We start from the raw sequence: 21,644 nt of genomic DNA on the forward strand, positions 1-21,644 counted from the left end.
ACAAACTTAAAAAGCCTGACAAGAACTGAGACCTTAGATTCTCTCGCTCTTGTCAGGCTTATTGTATGCAGCAATAGCTACGCCCAAATCACTTTCCAGTTATGATTTACACTCGCTTCTATCGTACCTCGCTCCATGATATATCCCGCCAATAGCTCAGCTACGTCCGTTGGAATATCCTTGATCACCGGCTTATTCTGGAACATCGCATAATTACCTCCGCCTGCAGCGCGATAATTATTCATTACCACATCGAAAGAGGCTTCGAGCTTAATCGTTTCCCCCTCATAATCCAGCTGCACAACACGATTCCCGACAGGACGGGTAATATCTAACGTGTAGGAGATTCCCTCCCACATATCATAGTTGTAATGAGCAGGCTTCGGATCCATAAAAGCCTTACTTACTTGTAGATCTCCCTTTTCCGTCAATTCAAAATATTCCGCAGACTGCTCCAACGCATCCTTAATATCCTGACCGGAGATTCGAATGACCTTCAGCGTGTTCGGATAAATATAGTTGGAAACAATATCCCGCATGGTAATATCCGTTGGAAATCCAGGTGAAAAGTTATCAAACAACGCGGTGTTAGATATCGGGGCACCTGACAGCTCCATTTGGACTTTGTTTATAAACTCAATTAACGCATTGTCCTGAGTACGAATCTGCATAGGATCTCTCACGAGCATGTCCCCCGATAGCTTTCCGATGGGTTGATCCAGCCACAATTGGGTCTTCGACTCATAGGAACTGATTTGCTCCAACAAGACCCTATCTGCCTCAACATTCGCAACAGTTAGAAGCTCTGATTGCTTGGAAACAATACGCCAGCCCCCTTCAACTTGCTCCAGAGCGATGTTCACTTTCCCAAGCGTAACGCCTGCTGTACCTGGTTGAACGATGGTTACGCCATTAATGTCCACACCAGCGATACTTCTATGCTGATGACCTGTGAGTAGAACATCGATACCCGCTACTTCCATACAAAGCTGATAACCCTGATTCTCGCCTGTTAATGGCTCTGTAGGCTCTCCAGTTGCGATATCTCTTTCAAAACCGCCATGGTAGGAAACAACAACGACATCTACATGCTCCTGCTGTTTGAGAAACTGCACCCATGTACGAGCTGTCGCAATGGGATCTTCGAAACGCAAGCCGACAATATGCTTCGGGTCTTCCCAATTCGGAATGTAGGGAGTTGTCAATCCAAGAATCCCTACACGCAACCCTTCAGGAAATTGTTTAATGAGATACGGCTTTCCAAAGAATGGCTCTCCCGTCTCTTCGTTCACAATATTGGCACATAACCAGGGAAATTCAGATTCTCTGACTGCTTTCTGCAGGACATCCATACCATAATTAAATTCGTGATTCCCCAGCACAGCTCCATCATAGTTCAAATAGTTCAGACCCAGCACCATGGGATTCATAGGCTCATTATCCAAACGTGCGTGGTGATAAGCTAGCGGAGTGCCTTGAATCAGATCACCGTTGTCGATCACAATTACATGCGCTTCCTTCGCTCGTTCTTGTGCAATTAATGCTGCTATTTTCGACAATCCCACCTCATTGGGATGATTATTTGCGTAATGAATGGGAAGCATATTCCCATGGAGGTCGCTCGTTTCTAAAATCGTAATATGACTTATTTTCCCTTGCCCTGTCTGCGTCAAGCGATTCACTCCATTGCATTTTATTGTAAAGTTTTACATATCAATTGTCAGTTTAACAAATACTTCACACTATCTTCCATATCTCTTATGATAATGTTATAGTACAACATAGATAAAAAGTAAATATTTAAACGGAGGTCAAAAAAAACATGAAAAAATTAACAGTACTTAGCTTGTCCATGGTTGTAGCTGCAGGTGCACTTGTCGGCTGCGCGAAAAAAGAAGAAACAAAACCATCTGCTTCAGCTACTGCAGCAGCAACAGCGGCGGCAACGGCTACTCCAGCAGCAGCTGCAGGTTTCATTCCGAAAGAACTGAAAGTACAATTCGTTCCTTCCCAAAATGCAGAAACTCTTGAAGCAAAAGCTAAGCCGCTTGAGAAATTGCTTGGAGATAAACTAGGTATCCCGGTTAAGGTTTCTGTTTCAACGGATTACAACGTAGTAATCGAAGCGATGTCTTCCAAACAAGTTGATGTTGGTTTCTTGCCACCAAGTAACTATGTTGTTGCCCACGATAACCGTAAAGCTGCTGATCTACTTGTACAAGCACAACGTTTTGGCGTTGATGATGCAACAGGTCAACCAACGAAAGAGCTTGTTGATTTCTACAAATCCGAAATTCTTGTTAAAGCGGATTCCCCAATCAAATCCGTTGCTGATCTGAAAGGTAAGAAAATGGGCTGGCAAGGTGTTACATCCGCTGCTGGTTACGTTTACCCAGGTCTTGTTTTGAAAAACGCTGGTGTAGATCCAGTTAAAGATGTAACAGGCGTTCAATTCCAAGGACATGATAAAGCAGTTATCGCTCTTCTGAATGGTCAAGTTGATGCAGTAGGCGTGTTCCAAGATATTCGCACAAACATGTTGAAGGATTATCCTGAAATCTTCAAACAAACGAGAGTTCTTTCTTTCTCCGATAAAATTCCAAATGATACGATCGCTGTTCGTTCCGATATGGATGCAGCTTGGAAGAAGAAAATTCAAGATGCTTTCATCGCGATTGGAAACGATCCTGAAGGTAAGAAAGTAATCATCGATGTATACACACACCAAGGTTATGTTGCTACTACTGATGATAAATTCAACATCGTTCGTGAAGCTAACAAAGCAATGGGCTTGAAATAAGATTTCATTCACTACACACAAACAAACCACCGCAGCATGAGCCTTAATCCATGACGCGGTGGTTTTTTCCTTCTAATTTTACATTCTATACCAGACTTTCCTTGCATATTATGAATGTGGCACGCCCGTCCAAGCTTATCGTTTACTTTCAACTATCAAACGTTTACTAGTCGGTCGTGTCATAACTCATTGTGGGGTGAAAAATTGGATGTACGAAATGCTGATCATGCGTAAAACAGAAGTTATTATTCGGTGCGGCACCGATGAAGTACAGGGAGTCATTTCGCAGTATTACCCAGAATTCCAGCTTTTAAAAATAAACAACATTATGATTCCTCTCACGTTAATTGACCAAATTGAAATCTTGGGGCCAGACGAACGTCTCTCTCAAGCTTCTCATCGTCTTCGTGAGCCTCGTATTCTCCACTTGGTTGCGCAAGGTGGGAATGTTCATTCATGAATAAAAGGCAGTTCTTGAAGGTCTACAACCTTCAGGAACTGCCTTTTGCTTTGTAATGAATAGTTGATCGCTTTAAACGATCCGTTTACGCAATGTGCCCGAGATATAGTCAATGACGGAGACTGTAACAATAATCCCAATCAAGATAATACCGACTCGCGGCCATTGCCTTGCATTCAGGGCGAAGATTAACGGTGTTCCGATCCCTCCTGCACCAATGACCCCAAGCAAGGTCGCAGAACGGACATTGATTTCGAAACGGTACAGCGTATACGAAATGAAATCTGGTATGACCTGCGGAATGACGGCGAACGACATCCGCTGCCAGAAGTTCGCTCCTACGGCCGTCATAGCCTCTGTAGGCCCCATATCCATGTTCTCAATAGCCTCGGCATAGAGCTTGCCTAACATGCCCACAGAGTGCAATCCCAGCGCCATAACGCCCGCATATGCATTCGGACCTACCGCTTTAATAAAGATCAACGCCATAATGATTTCCGGAATCGTACGAACGACGCTGAGAAATAGTTTCCCAGTGCCAGAAACAGCACGGTACTTACTCATATTCGCCGCGGCCCAGAAAGCAAAGGGCAGACAGACAATCGCTGATACGAAATTTCCTAAATAGGAAATGGACAAGGTTTCAAGTAGGGAACGAAGTAAATCTTCGCCTTCAGGAATATAGACATATGCCCAGTCAGGATGGAATAATCCATTGATCATTGCTTTGGTCAGAATCCAAGTAGTTGGTTGGAAGCCGGTTAATTCCAAGCCAGTTAACGCCCATACAAGTAGAGCGATCACAGCCACTAAGCCAATAATTTTAAACGTGTTTGCTTGCGTTTCAGACATCGGCTTGGCACTGCCTTTTAACAAATACGTACGGAATCGTGTGCTCACCAAATCAATGATGACGACGATCAGCAACGTATAAATAACAATGGCACAAGACTGATCGTAACGGAACAGATCCAGTGTGTTTTTGAGCAATAAGCCGATACCTCCCGCGCCAACCAAACCGAGGATTGCGGAAGCACGAATGCTCACTTCAAACGTGTACAGAAAATGCGCTAGATACGTAGGTGCAACTTGTGGCAAGACACCGAAACGGATCAGCTTCAGCTTATTAGCTCCAACTGCGGTCATCGCTTCAAGCGGACCAGGATCGATGGCTTCCGTTGATTCATAAGAAAGCTTTGAAATAATCCCAAACGTAAAGAAAATTAGCGCTAACGTACCTGCTGTTGGACCAAAGCCTACTAATACGGCAAATAATGCTGCATAGAGCAGATCAGGAATGGTACGAACAAAATTCATAATAAAGCGAGCTGGATACGACAACCATGGTGAGGTTGTTACGTTACGAGCAGCCAGCAGCGCCATTGGGAACGCAAATAGAGCTCCAATGATCGTGCCCAGGATGGACATCTGTATGGTTTGTGCCATCGGCTTCCAAATGTCTGCGAAGAATAGCCAGTCTGGCGGAAACATTTCTGCGACGAATTTCAAGATCTCCGGCGTTCCCGTAGCTAATCTAGTCAGCGTCGCATCCGTCTGATAAATGCTGCCGATCAAGAATAGCACCATGATCGCGATGATCATATAAAACTTTGTGCGCGGAGGCTTTTTGACGGTTGCTACACTCATTCCTCCTGCACCCCCAGCAGCTCATCTTTCTTGATGGCGCGGCCGTAGATCTCGGAGAACACATCGTCCGTCGCATCGGCAACAGGTCCATCATAGACGACCTTACCTGCACGAAGTCCGATAATGCGTGTTGCGTACTCGCGAGCCAAGTCAATAAAGTGAAGGTTGACGACGGTTGTAATGCCGAGGTCCTTGTTAATTCGTTTCAGGTCATCCATAACTTGACGGGTTGTGAGCGGATCCAGTGAAGCAACCGGCTCATCTGCAAGGATGATTTTGGCTTCCTGTGCGAGCGCTCTTGCAATGGAAACACGCTGCTGTTGACCGCCGGACAATTCGTCGGCGCGCGAATACGCTTTTTCCCTAATGTTCACGCGTTCTAATGCTTTGAGTGAAAGTTCCATGTCCGCTTTAGGGAACAAGCCGAACATCGTCCGAAGTGTTGAATGGTAGCCAACGCGACCGGAAAGGACGTTGCGAATAACTGTGGATCTTTTGACTAGATTAAAGGTTTGGAAAATCATCCCGATATCTCTACGCATCCGACGCAGCTGCGCGCCGTTTGCTTTGGTAATGGATTTCCCATCGATTAGAATTTCACCGCTTGTAGTCTCATGCAGACGATTAATCGAACGAAGCAGTGTTGATTTTCCAGCCCCTGATAAACCTACAATAACTACGAATTCCCCCGGGTGTATGGTAAGGTTAATGTCATTCAAACCAACAGTACCATTTGGATATACTTTTGAAAGATTTTTAAACTCAATCATATTCGTCCTACTTTCTTTTACTCAATTTCTAATAGCTCGACAGACTACTTTCAACGAATAGATGAAAAATCCTTTTTTCTATCATTACCTTTAGAAAAAATTCATATTCCATTGTTCACCATGCACAATAAAATGGCCTCTTGCACGCTAGCAAGGGCCATTTTCTTCCTATGGATTGTACTTTGCACCCCAACGTTCCTCGATCTTCATCCCTCTCCAGACGGCAATCGAAACGATCCACGCGATGACGAACATCCCAACCAGAATAAAGCCTAACGTACCAAAATCAATCTCTTGCAGCCACGTCCAGAATGTACCTTCCATGCTGAACTCTTCGGAAAGCACTTGTCCAAGCTCGATCACACCAATGATTAATGCCGCAACCACCGCGAGCGCAGTAACGGTCAAATTATAGTAAAGCTTACGCACTGGCGTGTGGAATGCCCACTTGTAGGCTTTGGTCATGAACATGCCGTCCGCCGTATCGAATAGGCTCATCCCCGCTGCGAACAAGAGTGGAAGTGAGATCACACCGATAAAAGGAATTGCATCCTTCGCCGCGTGCGCGGAAATAGCCAACAACGCGATTTCACTTGCAGTATCGAAGCCTAAACCGAATAGAAAGCCTAACGGATAGACATGCCAGCTTTTGGTGATGAACGAGAATAGCGGTTTAATCAGGCGTGCAATAAAGCCGCGTGACTCCAACAGCTCTTCAAACTCGTTGTTGTCGTACTTGCCGGTGCGAAACTTCAGAAACATTTTATATAGGCTAATAAGAATGATCAAATTAATGATGCCAATGATGACGAGGAATAGTCCAGAAACAGAAGCCCCAATCACGCCGCCAAAGCGCTGCATCCAAGGAAGCTCACGCGCAGCCCATTGCACCGAGAAGGCAGTCACAATCGCCATGACGAACACGACTGACGAGTGACCTAGCGAGAAGTAAAAGCCAACACCTAGTGGGTTTTTCTTCTGTTGCACAAGCTTCCGAACCGTGTTGTCTATAGCCGCAATATGATCAACGTCGAACGCATGACGCATCCCTAACGTATAAGCCAGGAGTCCAATTCCCCAGAAGGCGGGCGATGTTTTGGCAACGGAGTATAAACCGATCAGCCCCATTACGTGAAGAAGGATAATAACGCCAACGTATCCGCCCCAGCTTTTTCTCTCTCTCAGCAAAGATTTCCACATAGGTATTCAACCCCACCTTTCCCATTCGTGTTACGATTTATTAATAATGTAGCACACGTGTGCATGAATTGAGAAGTACCGGGCCGATTATTTGTAAAGAATTCTAAATGAGATCTGATATAATAGAAACCGTTCCAAAAACGACACCTCATTTATCTTGTGAAGCCTATATATTTTTTTTATCTCGAAAAGGAGCTGACCCGCTGCATGTCCATGCGTAAGTATAAGCTTTTTACGGTGCTGGTGCCCGTCCTTATTATTGGTGGTTTTGAATATATCCGTCATGAATATTTACTACGCTATCTAACAATGGAAGCCGGTAATTTCACGATTACGGTGATTACGCTGCTCTTATCGTATCTCTTCGCCTCCTGGATGTTTGGAAGCATTGAACGCAGCAATGAGAAAATTCTGCTCAGTGAAGCCCGTAGAGCGGTCTTTGAGGAGCGTGAGCGGTTGGCTCGAGAATTACATGACGATTTGGCTCAAACACTCTTCTTCCTCAATGTGAAGCTGCGACAAGGGGACATTGAAGAAGCGAAAGCGGCTGTTTCCGAGATTGACAATTCGCTTCGTCAGGCTATTTTCAATCTACGAACGCCGCCAGAAGAGGGCACTTCATTTGGGCAACGGATTCATACCTACTTAGAGAACTGGCGGTTGGTAACCGGCATTGAGCTTCAGAAGACCGTGCAGATCACAGATCACAGCTTCTCACCTAGTGAAGAAGTTCAACTATTCGGCATTATGCAAGAGGCTTTCACGAACATTCGAAAGCATTCTATGGCAACAGATGCTACCTTTCATTTGGAAGCTGGAAACGATCACTGGAGACTACTCATTACGGATAACGGGTGCGGTATGGAGCTTAAATCGGCAACGGATGATAAAGGCAAAACCTACGGCATTGACCTCATGCAGAAACGGGCAGCCGAGCTTGGTGCAACGCTTGCGCTTCAGAGTGAGAAAGGCGCCGGCACGAAACTGATCGTACAAGCCGAAAGAAAGGTGAACAGCTAATGCCCGATCTCATGCCATTTCGCGTACTTATTGTTGATGATCATCCCTTAGCCCGCAAAGCGATACGAAGCATGCTGGCGCCGTGCTCAGATTTCTTCATCGTTGGAGAAGCCAGCACTGGAGAAGATGCCATTCGACTTTGCGGGGAGCTTGCTCCCGACGTCGTCTTAATGGACATTCATATGTCGCCGATGGACGGATTACAAGCCACACGGCACATTAAACAAGCGTATGGCGGGATACGCATCGTTATGCTAACGGTTTCGGATGATGTTGCCGATCTCTTCACGGCATTGCAGTTCGGCGCACAAGGGTATTTGCTCAAAAACATGGATCCCGATGAATGGCTAAGCTATCTGCGTGCCCTGCTTGACGATAATTCGGAGGTGGCCAGAGGAATGGCGGACAAGCTATTCGGACGCTTCCGCTCACCGATAGGAGCAAACACAGAAGGTCCAAGCCCACATATGCTCACTTCACGTGAACAAGAAATTACCGCTTATGTCGCACAAGGGGACAATAATCGGGTGATTGCCGAAAAGCTGCTCATCTCCGAGCATACCGTGAAAAATCACATGAAAAATATTCTCGTGAAGCTATCTCTAGAGAATCGCGTCCAGCTCACCGCATTCGCCATTAAGCACGGACTGACACGAAAATGAAAATATGAAACACATAAATGCTACTATTTAGACAAAACTAGTCGAAAAAATAGCCCAGTCGAGTCATACTCTTATGCTTGTCTATCAGGTAAGATGGACAACATGGTAAGAGTTGATATTGAAAGGGGAAATGAATGCCATGTTTAAAAAACTTATGTTAACCGCAAGCTCGATGATGATCGCATCTATGCTCCTCGTGGGAATTGCAAGTGCCCACGTCGTCGTCTATCCGAAAGAAGCCACACAAGGCGGCTATGAAGTTTTCACTGTGCGTGTACCTTCCGAGAAGGACAGTGCTACTGTTAAAGTTGAGGTCAAATTTCCAATTGATTCGGTAGCTGTTTCGCGTTTTGAACCTAAAGCGGGTTGGAAGTACGACATTGCCAAGGACGCTGCTGGGAAAATTACTGGCGTCACATGGACAGCAACAGGAGATGGACTAGGAAGCACGGAGTTTGGTGATTTCAGCATGCAGGGTAAAGTTGCTGATAACGCTACGCAAATCATCTGGAAGGCCTACCAGACCTACAAGGATGGCTCTGTTGTGGAATGGGTTGGGGCGAATGGCTCAGACAAGCCAGCATCAGTAACAACCGTTAAAGCCAAAGCAGCAGCTGGCGCAACGACAGATAGTCATGGGAATGTAACAGCCGGTGCGGCAGGAACGGCGGATTCAGACTCGAATACCTCGCTGTACCTTTCCATTGCTGGCGTGGTGCTTGGCGCGCTAGCCTTGATCGTATCGTTGGTTAGAAAACGTAGATAAGTGCGTGTAATGCCTTAATTCAGAAAGCCTCGAGACTCTCTGTGTGAAACAGAGGGAGTGCTCGAGGCTTTCTTGTTAGATCAGATCTTGTTCTTGTTCTTGTTTTTGTTCTTGTTCTTGTTCTTGTTCTTGTTCTTATTCTTGTTCTTGTTCTTGTTCTTGTTCTTGTTCAACGCTTTTTGCTACCTGCTCTTGTCAACAACTCATCCCATTGGATATATACAGTGTAATATCGGAATAGACGTCGAAAACGATTGCTTCATTGGACTTATCCAATGGAATAAGACCCAAAAGGGTCTATTTCCATGATTCGAGTGGATTTGTCCAATCAAATCACTTTTTTGGTGGCAAATTAGTGCAAATCAGTGGATTTATCCAATGGAACCGAGTTGCATACCATTTAACAAAAAGCCCTGAGCTATCTGGAAGATGCAGATAGCTCAGGGCTTCACTCTTACTCCAACTAACTAATTCCGTTCGTAAATCCGGAAATAGTACTCGTAGGGATTCTTCTCATTGCGCTCGCCTTGCTCACTTGACACTAAGGTCCAAGCAGACAAGTCCAAATCAGACATAAAGGTGTCGGCTTCGAACTCGTGCTCAATGAAAGTGATGTACATGCGAGTCACGCTAGCGGCAAAAAGATTAAAGATTTCTGCCCCGCCGATCACGAACAGTTCCTGGTCACGGAATGCTTCAATCGCTTCGTCTACCGAATGAAAAATTTCACAACCTTCAGCTTGATACGCGGTATTTTGCGTGAGAATGACGTTGCGTCTTCCAGGAAGCGGCTTGCCGATGGATTCGTACGTTTTGCGCCCCATGAGGATGGGGTGACCCATCGTCACGTTTTTGAAAAATTTCAGATCACCTGGCAAATGCCACGGCAATGTATTATTAACACCGATCGCTCGGTTGCGATCCATGGCAAATATAAATGAAATACTCAACGGGAAACACTCCTTTCGTTACAACACCTTGCTTAAATCGCAATCGGCGCCTTAATGCCCGGCAGAGGCGTGTAGTTCAGAAACTCAAAATCATCGAATTGGTAATCGAAGATGGAAGCTGGCTTCCTTTTGATATGAAGAGTTGGCAGCTCTTGTGGCTCTCTCAGCAGCTGCTTGTTCACTTGTTCAACGTGATTCTGGTAAATATGCACATCGCCGCCGTTCCAAATCAAATCCCCGACTTCCAGATCGCACTGTTGAGCAATCATGTGAGTTAAGAGGGCATACGACGCCAGATTAAATGGCAGACCTAAGAACGTGTCCACCGATCTCATCTGAAACATGCAAGATAACTTACCATTTGCTACATAAAATTGAAACGCATAATGACATGGCGGCAACGCCATGTGGTCCACTTCGGCAGGGTTCCATGCGGATACCAAGTGTCTGCGCGAATCGGGATTCGTTTTGATTTGATGAATCAGCTTCTCGATTTGATCAATAACCTGCCCGTTCGGCGCAATCCACGTACGCCACTGTGCGCCATACACGCGGCCAAGATTTCCGTTTTCATCAGCCCACTCGTCCCAGATTGTTACACCGTTGTCGCGCAAATATTGAACATTCGTGCTGCCGCTCAAGAACCACAGCAGTTCATGAACAATGGATTTGATATGCAGCTTCTTCGTTGTCAAAAGTGGAAAACCATCCTTAAGATTGATTCGCATCTGTCGTCCAAAAACAGAAATCGTTCCTGTACCCGTGCGATCTCCCTTCTCTACGCCTTGATCTAAAACATCTTTAAGCAGTTCCAAATAAGCTTTCATAATTCAACTATTCACCTCATAGATTAGCTCTCATCGCGATTTATTTTTCTATTATAAACATTATCCTTCTTATTGAACATCCACTTCGACAATTCATTCCAAAATCCACTGAACTGTAATAATTGCCACCCCGCTGCAAGGTGCTTTTTCCTGCGGAGTATGATACATTTTTTAAGAAATAGGAAGTCACCTCTATGAGCGGACCTACGGACCTATCTGCTAATAGAAGAGGTTCGCAAACTCCCTCTCTAAAAAACTATGAAATGAGGATTTACCCATGGCAGGCAGAAGCAATGAAGATTTGAAAGAGATTACCTTATTAGGTAATCAAGGCACGAAGTACATTTTCAATTATGACCCTACACTCTTAGAAGCATTTGATAATAAACACCCGGACCGGGCTTATTTCGTCAAATTTAACTTCCCTGAGTTCACGAGCTTATGTCCTGTAACCGGACAACCGGATTTCGCAACACTCTACATTTCGTATATTCCAACGGTCAAAATGGTCGAGAGCAAATCCCTGAAGCTTTACCTATTCAGCTTCCGCAATCACGGTGATTTCCACGAGGATTGTGTCAATATTATTATGAATGATCTGATCGAGCTGATGAATCCGCGTTACATCGAGGTTTGGGGCAAGTTCACGCCTCGCGGCGGTATTTCCATTGACCCTTATTGTAACTGGGGCCAACCAGGTACCAAGTACGAAGCTATGGCTGAACATCGCTTGATGAATCATGATTTGTATCCGGAGAAGATTGATAACCGTTAATCATGACAAAAGCTTAGTCAATCCCAGCTGTTTGCTGGAAATTGACTAAGCTTTTTTTTATTGCCTTGTCGATCTTATTTGTCCTTGTCCTTGCCACGGATTACCGTCAAGTAATACGTCTTCGTAGATGAATCTTCTGCGGTCACGACAATTTCAATCATATTTTCGCCTGGATGTAATTTAATTGTGTTAGACGCAGCGTTGCTAGTGACAGATACTCCGTCTACGGTCACAGTAGCCGTACTATCTGAGGTAGTTGGTGTTACTTGGATTTTAGAATTCCCAGTAGACACATTCGCTGAATAGGCTGTTAGCATAGGGTCAAATGCAGCAGTTAACGTACCTGAGCTGATAGCTAGGTTGCTTAAATTCGCATTGTCCGACAGTAACCGTGTTACCGTTAGTCGATACGTTTTCGTCGACGTATCTTCTGCGGTAACGACAATTTCAATGACATTCTCACCAACTTGTAGTTGAATCGTATTGGAACCAGATCCGCTAACGAGAGGTGCTCCGTTGATGGTCAACGTTGCTCCACTGTTCGTTGTTATTGGCGTTATGATAAGTTCACTCGTTGTTTTAGGTACGGATGACGAATAGTCTATCACGGCTGGATCAAATGCAGGACTCAGTGTCCCAGAACTGATACCCAAGCCACTTAATGTGTTGTCCGTCGAAGGCCATGCCACCGTAGCCGTTACGTCATCCGCCTTATCATAATTAGTGCCAATATTGTTTAAGATATTTTTACTAACAGTAATATTTGCACCTGCCTGGAGTTGAATCCCATTTGTATTTCCTGTAATCACATTTCCTGCAATTTGTACATTTTGAGGGTCTCCCGCACCGATAAAGTTAGCATTCTGATCTCCTCTATCATGTTCGAGTAAGATGCCCCAATAATTAGTCGCGGTATTATTTCGAATAATGTTATTAACAATACGGGTACCTGGTCCATTTAAAATATTGATACCTACTGCATTCTCGACGGAAGTTGTATTTTCGATGATATTATTCTCAATCAAGGTATCTGGTGTACCCATCGTGACAACAATGCCCTCGCGCGAATTGCTGATCACATTATCATGAATGTGGTTATTTGGGCCGGATTTACTATGATTAGAAGGAGCCGTCCCTCCTGTATTTCCTAGCCCTACGCCACCGCCAGTCCAAATATTCTCGATGGTATTGCCATACACTTCATTTAAGTACTCCAACTCACCATGTAGATCGATGGAGTCTAATTTGGTATTGATGTAATGATTGTTACGCAGAACGTTATTGTGCGCGACATTTTGGATAAGGGAACCATGACGTAAATAAGGTCCTTCAAACGTTGAGTCTTCAACAACATTCCAATACGTATCATTGTCGAAACCAAGTCTATCTACCTTTGGCATCCCTTGAATGGAGGTACCGTAACCCGCTCCTCCTCCGCCTAGATCGGTTGCATTACGGAAGGTACTATGACGAACAACCACATCATGACTATTCTCAATGCGAATGGCCATACGTCTAAAACGCTCGACGGTAACATGATCAATGGTTACATTAAAGGATGGCGCTTCCCCATAATTAGCTACAGCAATACTACTATCTGGACCACCAGCAGCTGGATTATTCGTCGCATGCTCGAGAGAAAATGAGCGATTCCAAGTCGATGTGATCGTCAAGTTAGACACCTTAATATCGTGTTGACTCGATGACTTCACAACGGAACTATTTTTAATATCATCGATGCTGGACTTCAGTATCGTGCCTGTTTCACTTTCTCCGCGTACATTCACACCAGACTTTAGCTTCAAATTTACAAATCCATCAGGTGAAGTGATTAGGTTATACACACCATTTGGCAGGTAGACTTCATCACCTGGTGAAGCGGCATTTATCGCATTTTGAATCGCAACACGGTCATCATTCGCATTATCGGCAAGATCCACCCCATAACTAGTTACATTAATAGTTGCTCCAGTGACGGGGTTCGGAGTATGCAGCGTATGAACAGTACCATCCGGATTTGTTAATCCTGGTTTGGTGAAAGGAACTGTTCCCGGAGGTGCAGTGGGTGTAATATTCGGAACAATAGCAACAGGTGTATCACCGGTCACATATGGCGCATAGATCATGACATCGGTTAAGCTGGTAAACGTGCTGCCATCTGAGTTGCCATGCCCAACGATACGTACGAAACGAGCGTCAGTATCCGGAATATCAAAAGCTTGCATATTCGCTGTGGTCGCACGACTGTTTCCACTCCATACATTTGTCCATGCTATAGCATCATTAGAGGTCTCAATATCAAGTCGAGTCGAACGTAGATCACCTTTATAAAAAGCGATACCAACATAGCCAATTCGTTTTGTTTGACCTAAATCAAACATCACATATTGACCATCGCCCGAGGCAGACCAACGGCTGAATAAGTTGTTATCTAATGTGTTGCTCTCTACATTCCCGTCGCTGCTGCTCGCATTTACATCGACAATCGGAATCGGCGTAACTGGCGCTGACAAGGTTGTTGTGTTGTAAGTCAAAGGTTCTGAAGAGTAATTTCCAGCTACGTCTCCTGCATAGACTGCATAAGATACACTAGTATTCGGTGTCAGGCCTTGAGCCGTATACGTAGTACCACCCGAAATGGTCGCTGTAAGTGCGCTATCTTGGTAGATCTTATAGTTTGCTACGGAGCTATCATCTGTCGCTGCCGGCCATACCAGTTGAACAAAGTCTGTTCCAAGATTGATCGACTTTAAGGCAGCACCTGCAGGCCATTGTGGCGGCGTAGTGTCGCTTTGCACAATGCGCTTCACAAGAAGCTGCGTTTCCGGATTAGAGGCGGAGGTATTATCTTTGGAATAGATGTTTACGGATTTCCCTGTTAATTGCGAATCTGCGACTACAAAGGATACAATACTATCCGCTAAATGTCGTCTTACATAATCAGTGACATCGATATCATGATAAATCGGCTTAGCGCCATTTATGGTGGTAATCGTAAATTGGCCTACCTGCTCCATTTGCAGAAGATCTTTTTGTTGGGCAGATGCATTGTTCCATGTAAACGTACTTTCCTGCCAAGAGCTATCGTTTAATCCGAAAACTTGCAAATCCGCTGGGGGCAGGCTGCTTCCTAGTTTAGCTGATACCTGCAATATATATTTATAGCTTGGGTCTGAAGCAGTTGCCACATCAAACTTAAAATACATTTGTTTCTTTTGAGTACTTGTTGAAGAGATATTGAATAGCCCATCTGTTGATCCATTTCTCTTATCATAGACGGTATCCGCGAGCGTTGGAATAGCCGTATCCGCACTCTTCCACGCGATCGCTGCATCCGCCGCAGGGGGAAGTTTCGTAACTTCTACCTCAAGATCTGCTGCCATTCCTGCTGCAGGAAGCAACATAAGCGAAAATATCATTGAAAAAATCAACATCATGCTTATCTTACTTTTGAACACATGCATTTTCACTATTCAAACCCCTTTTCATTCTAGCTAAGTTGTAAGCGTATACAAAATTATAATACATGCTATCCTTGCGATTGAATTGTCATTTATTTAGGTTGAGGAGTGACTAAATTAGGATTTCGCACAAAAAAACCGATCCAGAAGGATCGGTTACGTGTACAAGTTCATTTATTTTCTCCCCACTTAACTGCTTAGTACAACGGCTGTGATGGATACACAGGCGGATACGGCTGCGGGCATTGCGGGTATGGCAAAATATCTCTCACTTGATTGAACGTATAGTGCTTGGTAGCAAATTGCGTATGGTATAAATATTCAATTACATAAATAGAGCCACCTTGTACACTGCACAGAATGCCAGATACGCCGGTACCATCCATCAGGGAAATACCAACGGGTCTCCCGATTAAGGCGTAAGCTTTTTGCTGAATGGGCATAAGTCATCATCTCCTGATGTACCCTATGCGATAACTCGCCTATAGGTTCAAGCTATTTCAACTTTTCTACGCCTACCCTTCCTGAGAAAAAGGTCGCCCCTCCGCCCATATCAGCAACGCGATCTGGGGTCAGGACGTTCACGCGAGTTTTGCTGCCTGGCGCATCAGCCCAAAGCCCTTGACTAACTACAACGCCGCTTCGCACATCGCGCCCTGTCATAACGACTAGTTCACACTCGCCGCGCTCGTTCCACACACGTGCGAGATCGCCGCTCGCCAAGCCCAAAGCAGATGCATCGTCTTCATGCATGTGCAGCTTTGGCATTTTCTCCATACGGATATGCTTCTCATTATGTGCAAAGGTTGAATTCAAGAAATTATGATTTGGCGCTGGAATGAACATAAATGGCAAATCGCTGTCTTCGGCAAGCGGCACATATGTCGGAAGCGCTGGAAAGCCCTTGCTCGCCATTTCGGCTGAATACAGTTCGATTTTGCCGCTAGGTGTCCGCAGCTCCCCAGGAAATAAGGGCATGGTCGCTGCCTTCATGAATCCGGAATCCAACAAGGCATCGAACGATATGTCAGCTAAAGCTGGATTTCCAGGATGATTCAAAGCCTGACGAACCATGTCCTCATCACTGTCCCGCAGCGCTTCATCCTCGTAGCCCATCTTCTCTGCAAGCAGTCGGAATACGTCTACATTCGCTTTGCTCTCTCCATAAGGCTCTATCACAGGGAGCTGAAGATGTACATAGTGATGCCAATAGGAACGATAAAAGTCCGTATTTTCAAAAGAGGACGTCGCTGGCAGCACAATATCCGCATACTTGGCTGTCTCTGTTAGGAACAGATCATGCACGACGGTAAATAAATCCTCTCGCTCCAGCCCCTCCTTTACTTTATTGGCATGGGGAGCGACCAGAGCCGGGTTGGAATTATAGACGTACAACGCGTTAATAGGCGGATCTAGCTCGAGCAAGGCGCTGCCAATCAGGTTCATATTGATGAGACGCGCTTCCTTCGATCGCAAATCAGGCCGCTGCAAAGCCGCAATGTTGTGCTCCAAATAAGCGCCATTTCCTTTGATCGCACCGCCGCCTGGATGCAGCCATTGGCCCGTAAGCGCTGGTAAGCAGGCGATTGTCCGTACACACATGCCGCCGTTATCGTGGTGTTGAATCCCGTTTCCGATTCGGATAAAGGATGGTGAAGACTCACCATATAAGCGAGCAAGGCGATAAATATCCTCCACAGGCACGCCTGTAATCTCGGATACGCTCGCAGGATCGTATTGCTTGACATGCTCCCTTAGCTCCTCGTGCCCAATCGAATATTGCTGTAGGAATGCTTCATCCGTCAACTTCTCAACGAATAGAATGTGCATCATACCAAGTGCTAGAGCCGCGTCCGTTCCAGGCAAAATGGGAATGAACCAGTCCGCCCAGCGACCTGTTTGATTCTTATGCGCGTCTATGACGATGATTTGCGCGCCATTTTTGCGGGCTTTCTCAGCCAGCATTACCTGATGCATATTCGTGCTGACCGCATTGATGCCCCACATGATGATCAGCTTCGCATGAACCGTCTCCTCAGGATCGGTCCCATAGCTGCCGCCCATCGTATATTTGTAGCCCTCCGTGCCGGCTGATTCGCAAATCGAATACATCAGACGGCTGGCTCCCATGCGATGGAAGAAGCGACGATCCATGCCTTCCGTGCCGATCCGTCCCATATTGCCATAAAAGCTATAAGGCAAGATGGATTCTGGGCCTTCCGAGGCGATCAGTTCCTTCCAGCGGCTCGTGATGGTGTCCAATGCCTCATCCCAGGTAATGCGTTGGAATGAGCTCTCTTCCCCCTTGGGGCCGATACGTTTCATCGGATACTGCAATCTTTTATCATCATAAAGACGTGCCGTCATGTTGCGAACTTTGTTACAAATAGCCCCCTGCGTCACGGGGTGATCAGGGTCTCCTTCTATTTTAACAATCTTCCCGTCTTCTTTATGAAGCAGCAAGCCACACTGATCTGGGCAGTCCAGAGGACAGACAGCAGGGAAGATACCTTGTTGTTTTTCAATCATTGATGTAGTCATTGTTGTACGCATTCTCTTCTTCCTTTCCACTTCATATGTCTACTATATACCGAAATGAAGGGAAGTTAAAACAAAAAGCCTGTGGAGATGCCCACAGACTTCACGGTTACTTTTTTTTCCCTAGGTTGAGTTCCTTCATAATTTTCCGGCCTGTCGGTGTCTGGGCCAAGCCGCCTTTGGCGGTTTCCCTGTGCTTCTCCGGCATGGCCGTGCCCACTTCATACATCACTTGGACGACCTCATCCGACGGGATGACCGATCTGACACCTGCCAAAGCCATATCGGCTGCTGCCATTGCATTAACCGCACCGAAGCCGTTGCGAACGATGCAAGGGATTTCCACAAGTCCGCCAACAGGATCGCAGATAAGTCCCAGTGTGTTCTTTAGCGCTAGCCCTACCGCATGCATCGCTTGCTCTGGTGTGCCGCCGCGCAGCTCGACAAGTGCGCCAGCCGCCATCCCAATTGCAGAGCCGACTTCCGCTTGGCATCCTCCCTCGGCACCGGAAACGAAGGAATTATTGGCGATCACATACCCAATCGCACCCGCACATAGCAGACCATTGACCAAATGATCATCATCCCACCCAAAACGCTGCTGAGAACTGATAAACACACCAGGAATAATTCCGCATGAACCCGCAGTTGGCGTGGCGATGATTCGCCCCATCGATGCGTTAACTTCCGAGACTGCAAGGGCATAAGCCATAGCCTTGCAAGCCTCTTCACCGAGCGAGGCTTCCGTTGTCGTGAGGTAGGTGGCGACACGCTGCGCATCCTTCCCCGTTAACCCGCTCCGTGAAGTCGTGTCCTCGGTCAAACCTTTGGTCACGGCCTCTTTCATAATTTGATAATAGGCACGCATTTTGTCAAACACATACTCGGGCGGTTTTCCAGATTCGTGACTTTGATCAGCCAGCATCACTTCAGCAATCGTCAAACCTTCCGCCACACATACCTCGGCTAGTTGCTTTAATGTCCGGAATCTCATTCGTCGCCTCTTTCTGCAAGATCCACTTTTCTAATATCGGTGATCATACTTAAACGCAAAAGTTGTTCAATAAGCGAATCCGGGATAGCTGCATCCGTCTCAATGACTGTCATTGCTTCCCGATTGCGCCCCTTCCGATCCAAATCCATGAATCCGATATTGATCTGATTGGTGCCTAAAAGCGTCGTGATATCCGCGATCATCCCAGGCCGGTCATGATGTGAAATAACTAATGTCGGATAATTCGCAGTAAATTTCACGTCAAATTGTTCAACACTGTTAATCTCAACATTGCCGCCACCGATTGAAGCCCCCCTCATGCTAACTTTCCGTTTTTCTGAGGTAAGTACAATTCCCACCGTGTTCGGATGGTCTGCTTTATCTTTACTAATATGAAAAACTATTGCTACCCCTGTCGCTTCCGCTACTTCAGCCGCTTGAGGAATTCGTGGATCGTCCGTTTCAAAATCCAATATCCCGCCGATCAACGCGAGATCCGTCCCGTGTCCTCGGTACGTATCTGCGAATGACCCGTATAATGTGATTTCTGCCTTAAGCGGCAGTTCGCCTAGCAGCTGCCTTGCAACGCGGCCTAATCGAATCGCACCCGCGGTATGCGAGGAGGAAGGACCGATCATCGAGGGCCCGATGATGGAAAACACATCTTTAAAACGCATCACACAGCGCTCCAATCCTAAGGTCTTACTTACTATCTTCTCCTATTGTATGAAGGGAATATATAAAAGACAAGACTTTAATTTGTCGATATGCACGAGGGTGTGGACTAGCTCGATTTCCGAGCTTATTTCCGGGGGCGCGGCTATTTAGGCTCGACTACTTTCGTCACACTGCGGTTGGAACCAATATCAATCGTCAAGTTTTCGGTATGGTTCGCAGTCAGGCTGTTATTACTGGTCCAACCCATGGAACCTGTCACCGAATTTCGCCCGCCGTCATTCACTTTGCTCGTGGAGTAATTGCTATTCTCCAACGAACTGCTCGCTGAAATGATAGCTCCGGATGTTTGATTGGCAGCGTAGATTTCTACCTCTGGAAATGACAAAGGTAAACCATATGCGATGTTTTAATGAAAAGTAATGGAACATGCGTGGTAGCCACTACCAGATAGCAAACTTCTTATTCACAGGCGACGTTAGCACCTTTCCTGTGTGTGAAGATAGTCTTTATCTATACTATTAACTTTCTGGAGGCATGGGGAAAATTCAAGATGGAGGGCAACTTTTTCTTGATTTCGCTCCAAAATAGAACATATGTTCTTTATTTTTCCGGGTAAATGTGGTAATAATAAGAGGTAGACTTTTTACATTTCAAATAACTCGATCTAAGGAGCTGTTTATTTATGTCCATCCGTTTAACTCCGTATTTAGTATTGCCTGGAACCGCTGGAGAAGCTATTGCATTTTATGAGAAAGCATTGGACGCGCAAGTGCTGTTTAAGCAAACCTTCGGTGAAATGCCTGCTAACCCTGAATTCCCGCTTGCGGATGAACAAAAAGGACTCATTGGCCATGCCATGCTGCAAGTCGGCGAAAGTCAACTGATGTTCTCGGACACCTTCCCAGGTCAACCGGTTCAACAGGGAGATCATGTAACGATCTGTATTACAACGAAGGATGCCAGCAAATCCAAACAATTTTTCGAAGCGCTCAAAGAAGGCGGCACGGTCATCATGGACCTGCATGAAGCATTCTTCAGCCCAGCTTACGGACAAGTGAAGGATAAGTTTGGCGTGACCTTCCACCTATTCACAGAAGGCGAAACGATGAATTAAATATGAAAAAAGGCTCTGTTCGCAAGATTTTGCGACAGGGCCTTTTTGTTTGGAAACGCAACTGGCTGCTGTAGCAACCACTGATCACGAGGGATGTAATCCGACTACCGTCGGAACATTTCACAGGCTATTTCTTCACCCCATTGGATAAATCCATTGTATTCCCACAAAATAAGCAGGAAATTGTCACTTCATTGGATTTTTCCAGTAGGATAGCGCTCAAAAGCATAAGAAAACGATTTCATTCAGCGATTGAGTGGATTTATCCAGTCAAACTCACATATGTGCTCCTTTTTAGAGCAATCTAGTGGATTTATCCAATGGGATCATATGCAACTAGATTTGAATGAGGTGAAATGTAATACAACACGTGAACAGGCGATCGTGCTCGTGTAGCGAAGCTATGACGTTTTTAAGTGAGTGACGCCTCTCCTGCGCCTGCATACCAGAACAGTGCAAATTCCGTCATGACCGAGGCATAGCCCATTTGACGCAGCATGGCCGTTACATTTCCACGGTGATAAGTAGCGTGATTTACTACCTGTAGAACCATTTCAGCCAAACTTGTTTCCCTTACGCCTGCATAGGGATTATCGAGGGTGACTTTCTTTTCCAAATCAGGCTGATCCTGTAGAAATGCTTTAAAACGCATCGACAACTCAGTATACATGGCCTCTAGCTCATCTAGGCTTTTGCTTTCTGTTGCTTCAGTTAGTTGCCAAGAGGCTGCCATAGCCGCCTGCATGCTCATTCCTCCAAGAATATCTAACCAACAGCTATCTGTGAGGTAGATATGCGCAATCACTTTCGCAACCGTCGGAAACACACTCTGAATCTCTTGCCTGTATACCTCTGGCGGAAGTTCCTTTAACCTATTTATCAGCGTTTGATTGGCCCATACGTGATAGTCATACATCCGAATCGAGGTCTGCGTCATATTTATCGTCTCCTTTGATTTATGTGCTCATTACCAGTTATATCC

The 21,644-nt window shown here is 45.7% G+C and carries 20 protein-coding genes and 1 riboswitch; of the genes, 7 read left to right on the forward strand and 13 right to left on the reverse strand.

What is annotated here, in order from left to right; all coding sequences use genetic code 11:
- Positions 1 to 77 precede the first annotated feature (77 nt).
- Positions 78 to 1,673: a bifunctional metallophosphatase/5'-nucleotidase gene (locus AC58QC_RS21775; RefSeq protein WP_497417174.1), complete on the reverse strand. Its 1,596-nt coding sequence runs from the start codon at positions 1,671 to 1,673 to the stop codon at positions 78 to 80.
- Between the two features lie 149 nt (positions 1,674 to 1,822).
- Between AC58QC_RS21775 and AC58QC_RS21780 the strand changes: the two genes are divergently transcribed.
- Complete coding sequence (locus AC58QC_RS21780; protein ID WP_497417175.1) at positions 1,823 to 2,800, forward strand: phosphate/phosphite/phosphonate ABC transporter substrate-binding protein; 978 nt, start codon at positions 1,823 to 1,825, stop codon at positions 2,798 to 2,800.
- Positions 2,801 to 3,008: 208 nt separating this feature from the next.
- On the forward strand, positions 3,009 to 3,260 hold the full coding sequence (locus tag AC58QC_RS21785) for a hypothetical protein (RefSeq protein ID WP_497417176.1): 252 nt from the start codon (positions 3,009 to 3,011) through the stop codon (positions 3,258 to 3,260).
- Between the two features lie 72 nt (positions 3,261 to 3,332).
- On the opposite strand, the gene phnE is transcribed toward AC58QC_RS21785, so the two are convergent.
- The 3 genes from phnE to AC58QC_RS21800 form a co-directional block, all read right to left on the reverse strand.
- Positions 3,333 to 4,907, reverse strand: a complete 1,575-nt coding sequence (phnE, locus tag AC58QC_RS21790; protein WP_497417177.1) for a phosphonate ABC transporter, permease protein PhnE — start codon at positions 4,905 to 4,907, stop codon at positions 3,333 to 3,335.
- Positions 4,904 to 5,677 carry a phosphonate ABC transporter ATP-binding protein gene (phnC, locus tag AC58QC_RS21795; protein WP_497417178.1) on the reverse strand — a complete coding sequence of 258 codons (774 nt, stop codon included), beginning with the start codon at positions 5,675 to 5,677 and terminating at the stop codon, positions 4,904 to 4,906. The genes phnE and phnC overlap by 4 nt, the downstream gene beginning before the upstream one ends.
- A 168-nt stretch (positions 5,678 to 5,845) precedes the next feature.
- A complete protein-coding gene (locus AC58QC_RS21800) occupies positions 5,846 to 6,877 on the reverse strand; it encodes a HoxN/HupN/NixA family nickel/cobalt transporter (RefSeq protein WP_497417179.1) in 1,032 nt (343 codons plus the stop codon).
- A 207-nt stretch (positions 6,878 to 7,084) separates the two neighbouring features.
- On the opposite strand from AC58QC_RS21800, the gene AC58QC_RS21805 reads away from it, so the two are divergent.
- The 3 genes from AC58QC_RS21805 to AC58QC_RS21815 all read left to right on the forward strand — a co-directional run bounded on the left by AC58QC_RS21805 (position 7,085) and on the right by AC58QC_RS21815 (position 9,325).
- Positions 7,085 to 7,897, forward strand: a complete 813-nt coding sequence (locus AC58QC_RS21805; RefSeq protein ID WP_497417180.1) for a sensor histidine kinase — start codon at positions 7,085 to 7,087, stop codon at positions 7,895 to 7,897.
- Positions 7,897 to 8,559: a response regulator gene (locus AC58QC_RS21810; protein WP_497417181.1), complete on the forward strand. Its 663-nt coding sequence runs from the start codon at positions 7,897 to 7,899 to the stop codon at positions 8,557 to 8,559. Before AC58QC_RS21805 ends, AC58QC_RS21810 begins: the two co-directional genes overlap by 1 nt.
- A 139-nt stretch (positions 8,560 to 8,698) precedes the next feature.
- Positions 8,699 to 9,325, forward strand: a complete 627-nt coding sequence (locus AC58QC_RS21815) for a YcnI family copper-binding membrane protein (RefSeq protein ID WP_497417182.1) — start codon at positions 8,699 to 8,701, stop codon at positions 9,323 to 9,325.
- A 467-nt stretch (positions 9,326 to 9,792) separates the two neighbouring features.
- On the opposite strand, the gene AC58QC_RS21820 is transcribed toward AC58QC_RS21815, so the two are convergent.
- Both AC58QC_RS21820 and thyA read right to left on the reverse strand, forming a co-directional pair.
- A complete protein-coding gene (locus AC58QC_RS21820; RefSeq protein WP_497417183.1) occupies positions 9,793 to 10,275 on the reverse strand; it encodes a dihydrofolate reductase in 483 nt (160 codons plus the stop codon).
- Positions 10,276 to 10,307: 32 nt separating this feature from the next.
- Complete coding sequence (thyA, locus tag AC58QC_RS21825) at positions 10,308 to 11,102, reverse strand: thymidylate synthase (RefSeq protein ID WP_497417184.1); 795 nt, start codon at positions 11,100 to 11,102, stop codon at positions 10,308 to 10,310.
- 222 nt (positions 11,103 to 11,324) lie between these two features.
- Positions 11,325 to 11,368, forward strand: a riboswitch (PreQ1 riboswitch).
- 11 nt (positions 11,369 to 11,379) lie between these two features.
- Between thyA and queF the strand changes: the two genes are divergently transcribed.
- Positions 11,380 to 11,877, forward strand: coding sequence for a preQ(1) synthase (queF, locus tag AC58QC_RS21830; protein ID WP_497417185.1), 498 nt, complete (start codon positions 11,380 to 11,382; stop codon positions 11,875 to 11,877).
- Positions 11,878 to 11,951: 74 nt separating this feature from the next.
- Here queF and AC58QC_RS21835 read toward each other — a convergent pair whose 3' ends face one another.
- From AC58QC_RS21835 to AC58QC_RS21860, 6 genes are all read right to left on the reverse strand, one after another.
- Entirely contained in the window at positions 11,952 to 15,341 is a 3,390-nt protein-coding gene (locus tag AC58QC_RS21835) for a cadherin-like beta sandwich domain-containing protein (RefSeq protein ID WP_497417239.1), read from the reverse strand.
- A gap of 194 nt (positions 15,342 to 15,535) precedes the next feature.
- Complete coding sequence (locus tag AC58QC_RS21840) at positions 15,536 to 15,781, reverse strand: hypothetical protein (RefSeq protein ID WP_497417186.1); 246 nt, start codon at positions 15,779 to 15,781, stop codon at positions 15,536 to 15,538.
- 52 nt (positions 15,782 to 15,833) lie between these two features.
- The gene (locus AC58QC_RS21845; RefSeq protein WP_497417187.1) at positions 15,834 to 17,891 is read right to left on the reverse strand and encodes a molybdopterin oxidoreductase family protein; all 2,058 of its coding nucleotides are present in this window, start codon (positions 17,889 to 17,891) and stop codon (positions 15,834 to 15,836) included.
- A 94-nt stretch (positions 17,892 to 17,985) separates the two neighbouring features.
- Positions 17,986 to 18,870, reverse strand: coding sequence for an L-serine ammonia-lyase, iron-sulfur-dependent, subunit alpha (gene sdaAA / locus AC58QC_RS21850; RefSeq protein ID WP_497417188.1), 885 nt, complete (start codon positions 18,868 to 18,870; stop codon positions 17,986 to 17,988).
- Positions 18,867 to 19,547 carry an L-serine ammonia-lyase, iron-sulfur-dependent subunit beta gene (gene sdaAB, locus AC58QC_RS21855; RefSeq protein WP_497417189.1) on the reverse strand — a complete coding sequence of 227 codons (681 nt, stop codon included), beginning with the start codon at positions 19,545 to 19,547 and terminating at the stop codon, positions 18,867 to 18,869. The genes sdaAA and sdaAB overlap by 4 nt, the downstream gene beginning before the upstream one ends.
- 143 nt (positions 19,548 to 19,690) lie before the next feature.
- Entirely contained in the window at positions 19,691 to 19,933 is a 243-nt protein-coding gene (locus AC58QC_RS21860; protein ID WP_497417190.1) for a hypothetical protein, read from the reverse strand.
- 297 nt (positions 19,934 to 20,230) lie between these two features.
- Between AC58QC_RS21860 and AC58QC_RS21865 the strand changes: the two genes are divergently transcribed.
- Positions 20,231 to 20,662, forward strand: coding sequence for a VOC family protein (locus tag AC58QC_RS21865; RefSeq protein WP_497417191.1), 432 nt, complete (start codon positions 20,231 to 20,233; stop codon positions 20,660 to 20,662).
- 412 nt (positions 20,663 to 21,074) lie between these two features.
- Here AC58QC_RS21865 and AC58QC_RS21870 read toward each other — a convergent pair whose 3' ends face one another.
- On the reverse strand, positions 21,075 to 21,599 hold the full coding sequence (locus AC58QC_RS21870; RefSeq protein ID WP_497417192.1) for a DinB family protein: 525 nt from the start codon (positions 21,597 to 21,599) through the stop codon (positions 21,075 to 21,077).
- Positions 21,600 to 21,644 lie beyond the last annotated feature (45 nt).

The sequence above is a fragment of the Paenibacillus sp. J22P51 genome (genome assembly GCF_059692215.1).

What these genes read in the sequence shown, in the direction of transcription:
- phnE (WP_497417177.1), bottom strand. Translation starts at nt 4,907, where the DNA reads ATGAGTGTAGCAACCGTCAAAAAGCCTCCGCGCACAAAGTTTTATATG.
- AC58QC_RS21865 (WP_497417191.1), top strand. Translation starts at nt 20,231, where the DNA reads ATGTCCATCCGTTTAACTCCGTATTTAGTATTGCCTGGAACCGCTGGA.
- AC58QC_RS21835 (WP_497417239.1), bottom strand. Translation starts at nt 15,341, where the DNA reads ATGCATGTGTTCAAAAGTAAGATAAGCATGATGTTGATTTTTTCAATG.
- AC58QC_RS21815 (WP_497417182.1), top strand. Translation starts at nt 8,699, where the DNA reads ATGTTTAAAAAACTTATGTTAACCGCAAGCTCGATGATGATCGCATCT.
- AC58QC_RS21785 (WP_497417176.1), top strand. Translation starts at nt 3,009, where the DNA reads ATGTACGAAATGCTGATCATGCGTAAAACAGAAGTTATTATTCGGTGC.
- thyA (WP_497417184.1), bottom strand. Translation starts at nt 11,102, where the DNA reads ATGAAAGCTTATTTGGAACTGCTTAAAGATGTTTTAGATCAAGGCGTA.
- AC58QC_RS21810 (WP_497417181.1), top strand. Translation starts at nt 7,897, where the DNA reads ATGCCCGATCTCATGCCATTTCGCGTACTTATTGTTGATGATCATCCC.
- AC58QC_RS21805 (WP_497417180.1), top strand. Translation starts at nt 7,085, where the DNA reads ATGTCCATGCGTAAGTATAAGCTTTTTACGGTGCTGGTGCCCGTCCTT.
- AC58QC_RS21845 (WP_497417187.1), bottom strand. Translation starts at nt 17,891, where the DNA reads ATGCGTACAACAATGACTACATCAATGATTGAAAAACAACAAGGTATC.
- queF (WP_497417185.1), top strand. Translation starts at nt 11,380, where the DNA reads ATGGCAGGCAGAAGCAATGAAGATTTGAAAGAGATTACCTTATTAGGT.
- sdaAB (WP_497417189.1), bottom strand. Translation starts at nt 19,547, where the DNA reads ATGCGTTTTAAAGATGTGTTTTCCATCATCGGGCCCTCGATGATCGGT.
- AC58QC_RS21840 (WP_497417186.1), bottom strand. Translation starts at nt 15,781, where the DNA reads ATGCCCATTCAGCAAAAAGCTTACGCCTTAATCGGGAGACCCGTTGGT.
- sdaAA (WP_497417188.1), bottom strand. Translation starts at nt 18,870, where the DNA reads ATGAGATTCCGGACATTAAAGCAACTAGCCGAGGTATGTGTGGCGGAA.
- AC58QC_RS21800 (WP_497417179.1), bottom strand. Translation starts at nt 6,877, where the DNA reads ATGTGGAAATCTTTGCTGAGAGAGAGAAAAAGCTGGGGCGGATACGTT.
- AC58QC_RS21780 (WP_497417175.1), top strand. Translation starts at nt 1,823, where the DNA reads ATGAAAAAATTAACAGTACTTAGCTTGTCCATGGTTGTAGCTGCAGGT.
- phnC (WP_497417178.1), bottom strand. Translation starts at nt 5,677, where the DNA reads ATGATTGAGTTTAAAAATCTTTCAAAAGTATATCCAAATGGTACTGTT.
- AC58QC_RS21870 (WP_497417192.1), bottom strand. Translation starts at nt 21,599, where the DNA reads ATGACGCAGACCTCGATTCGGATGTATGACTATCACGTATGGGCCAAT.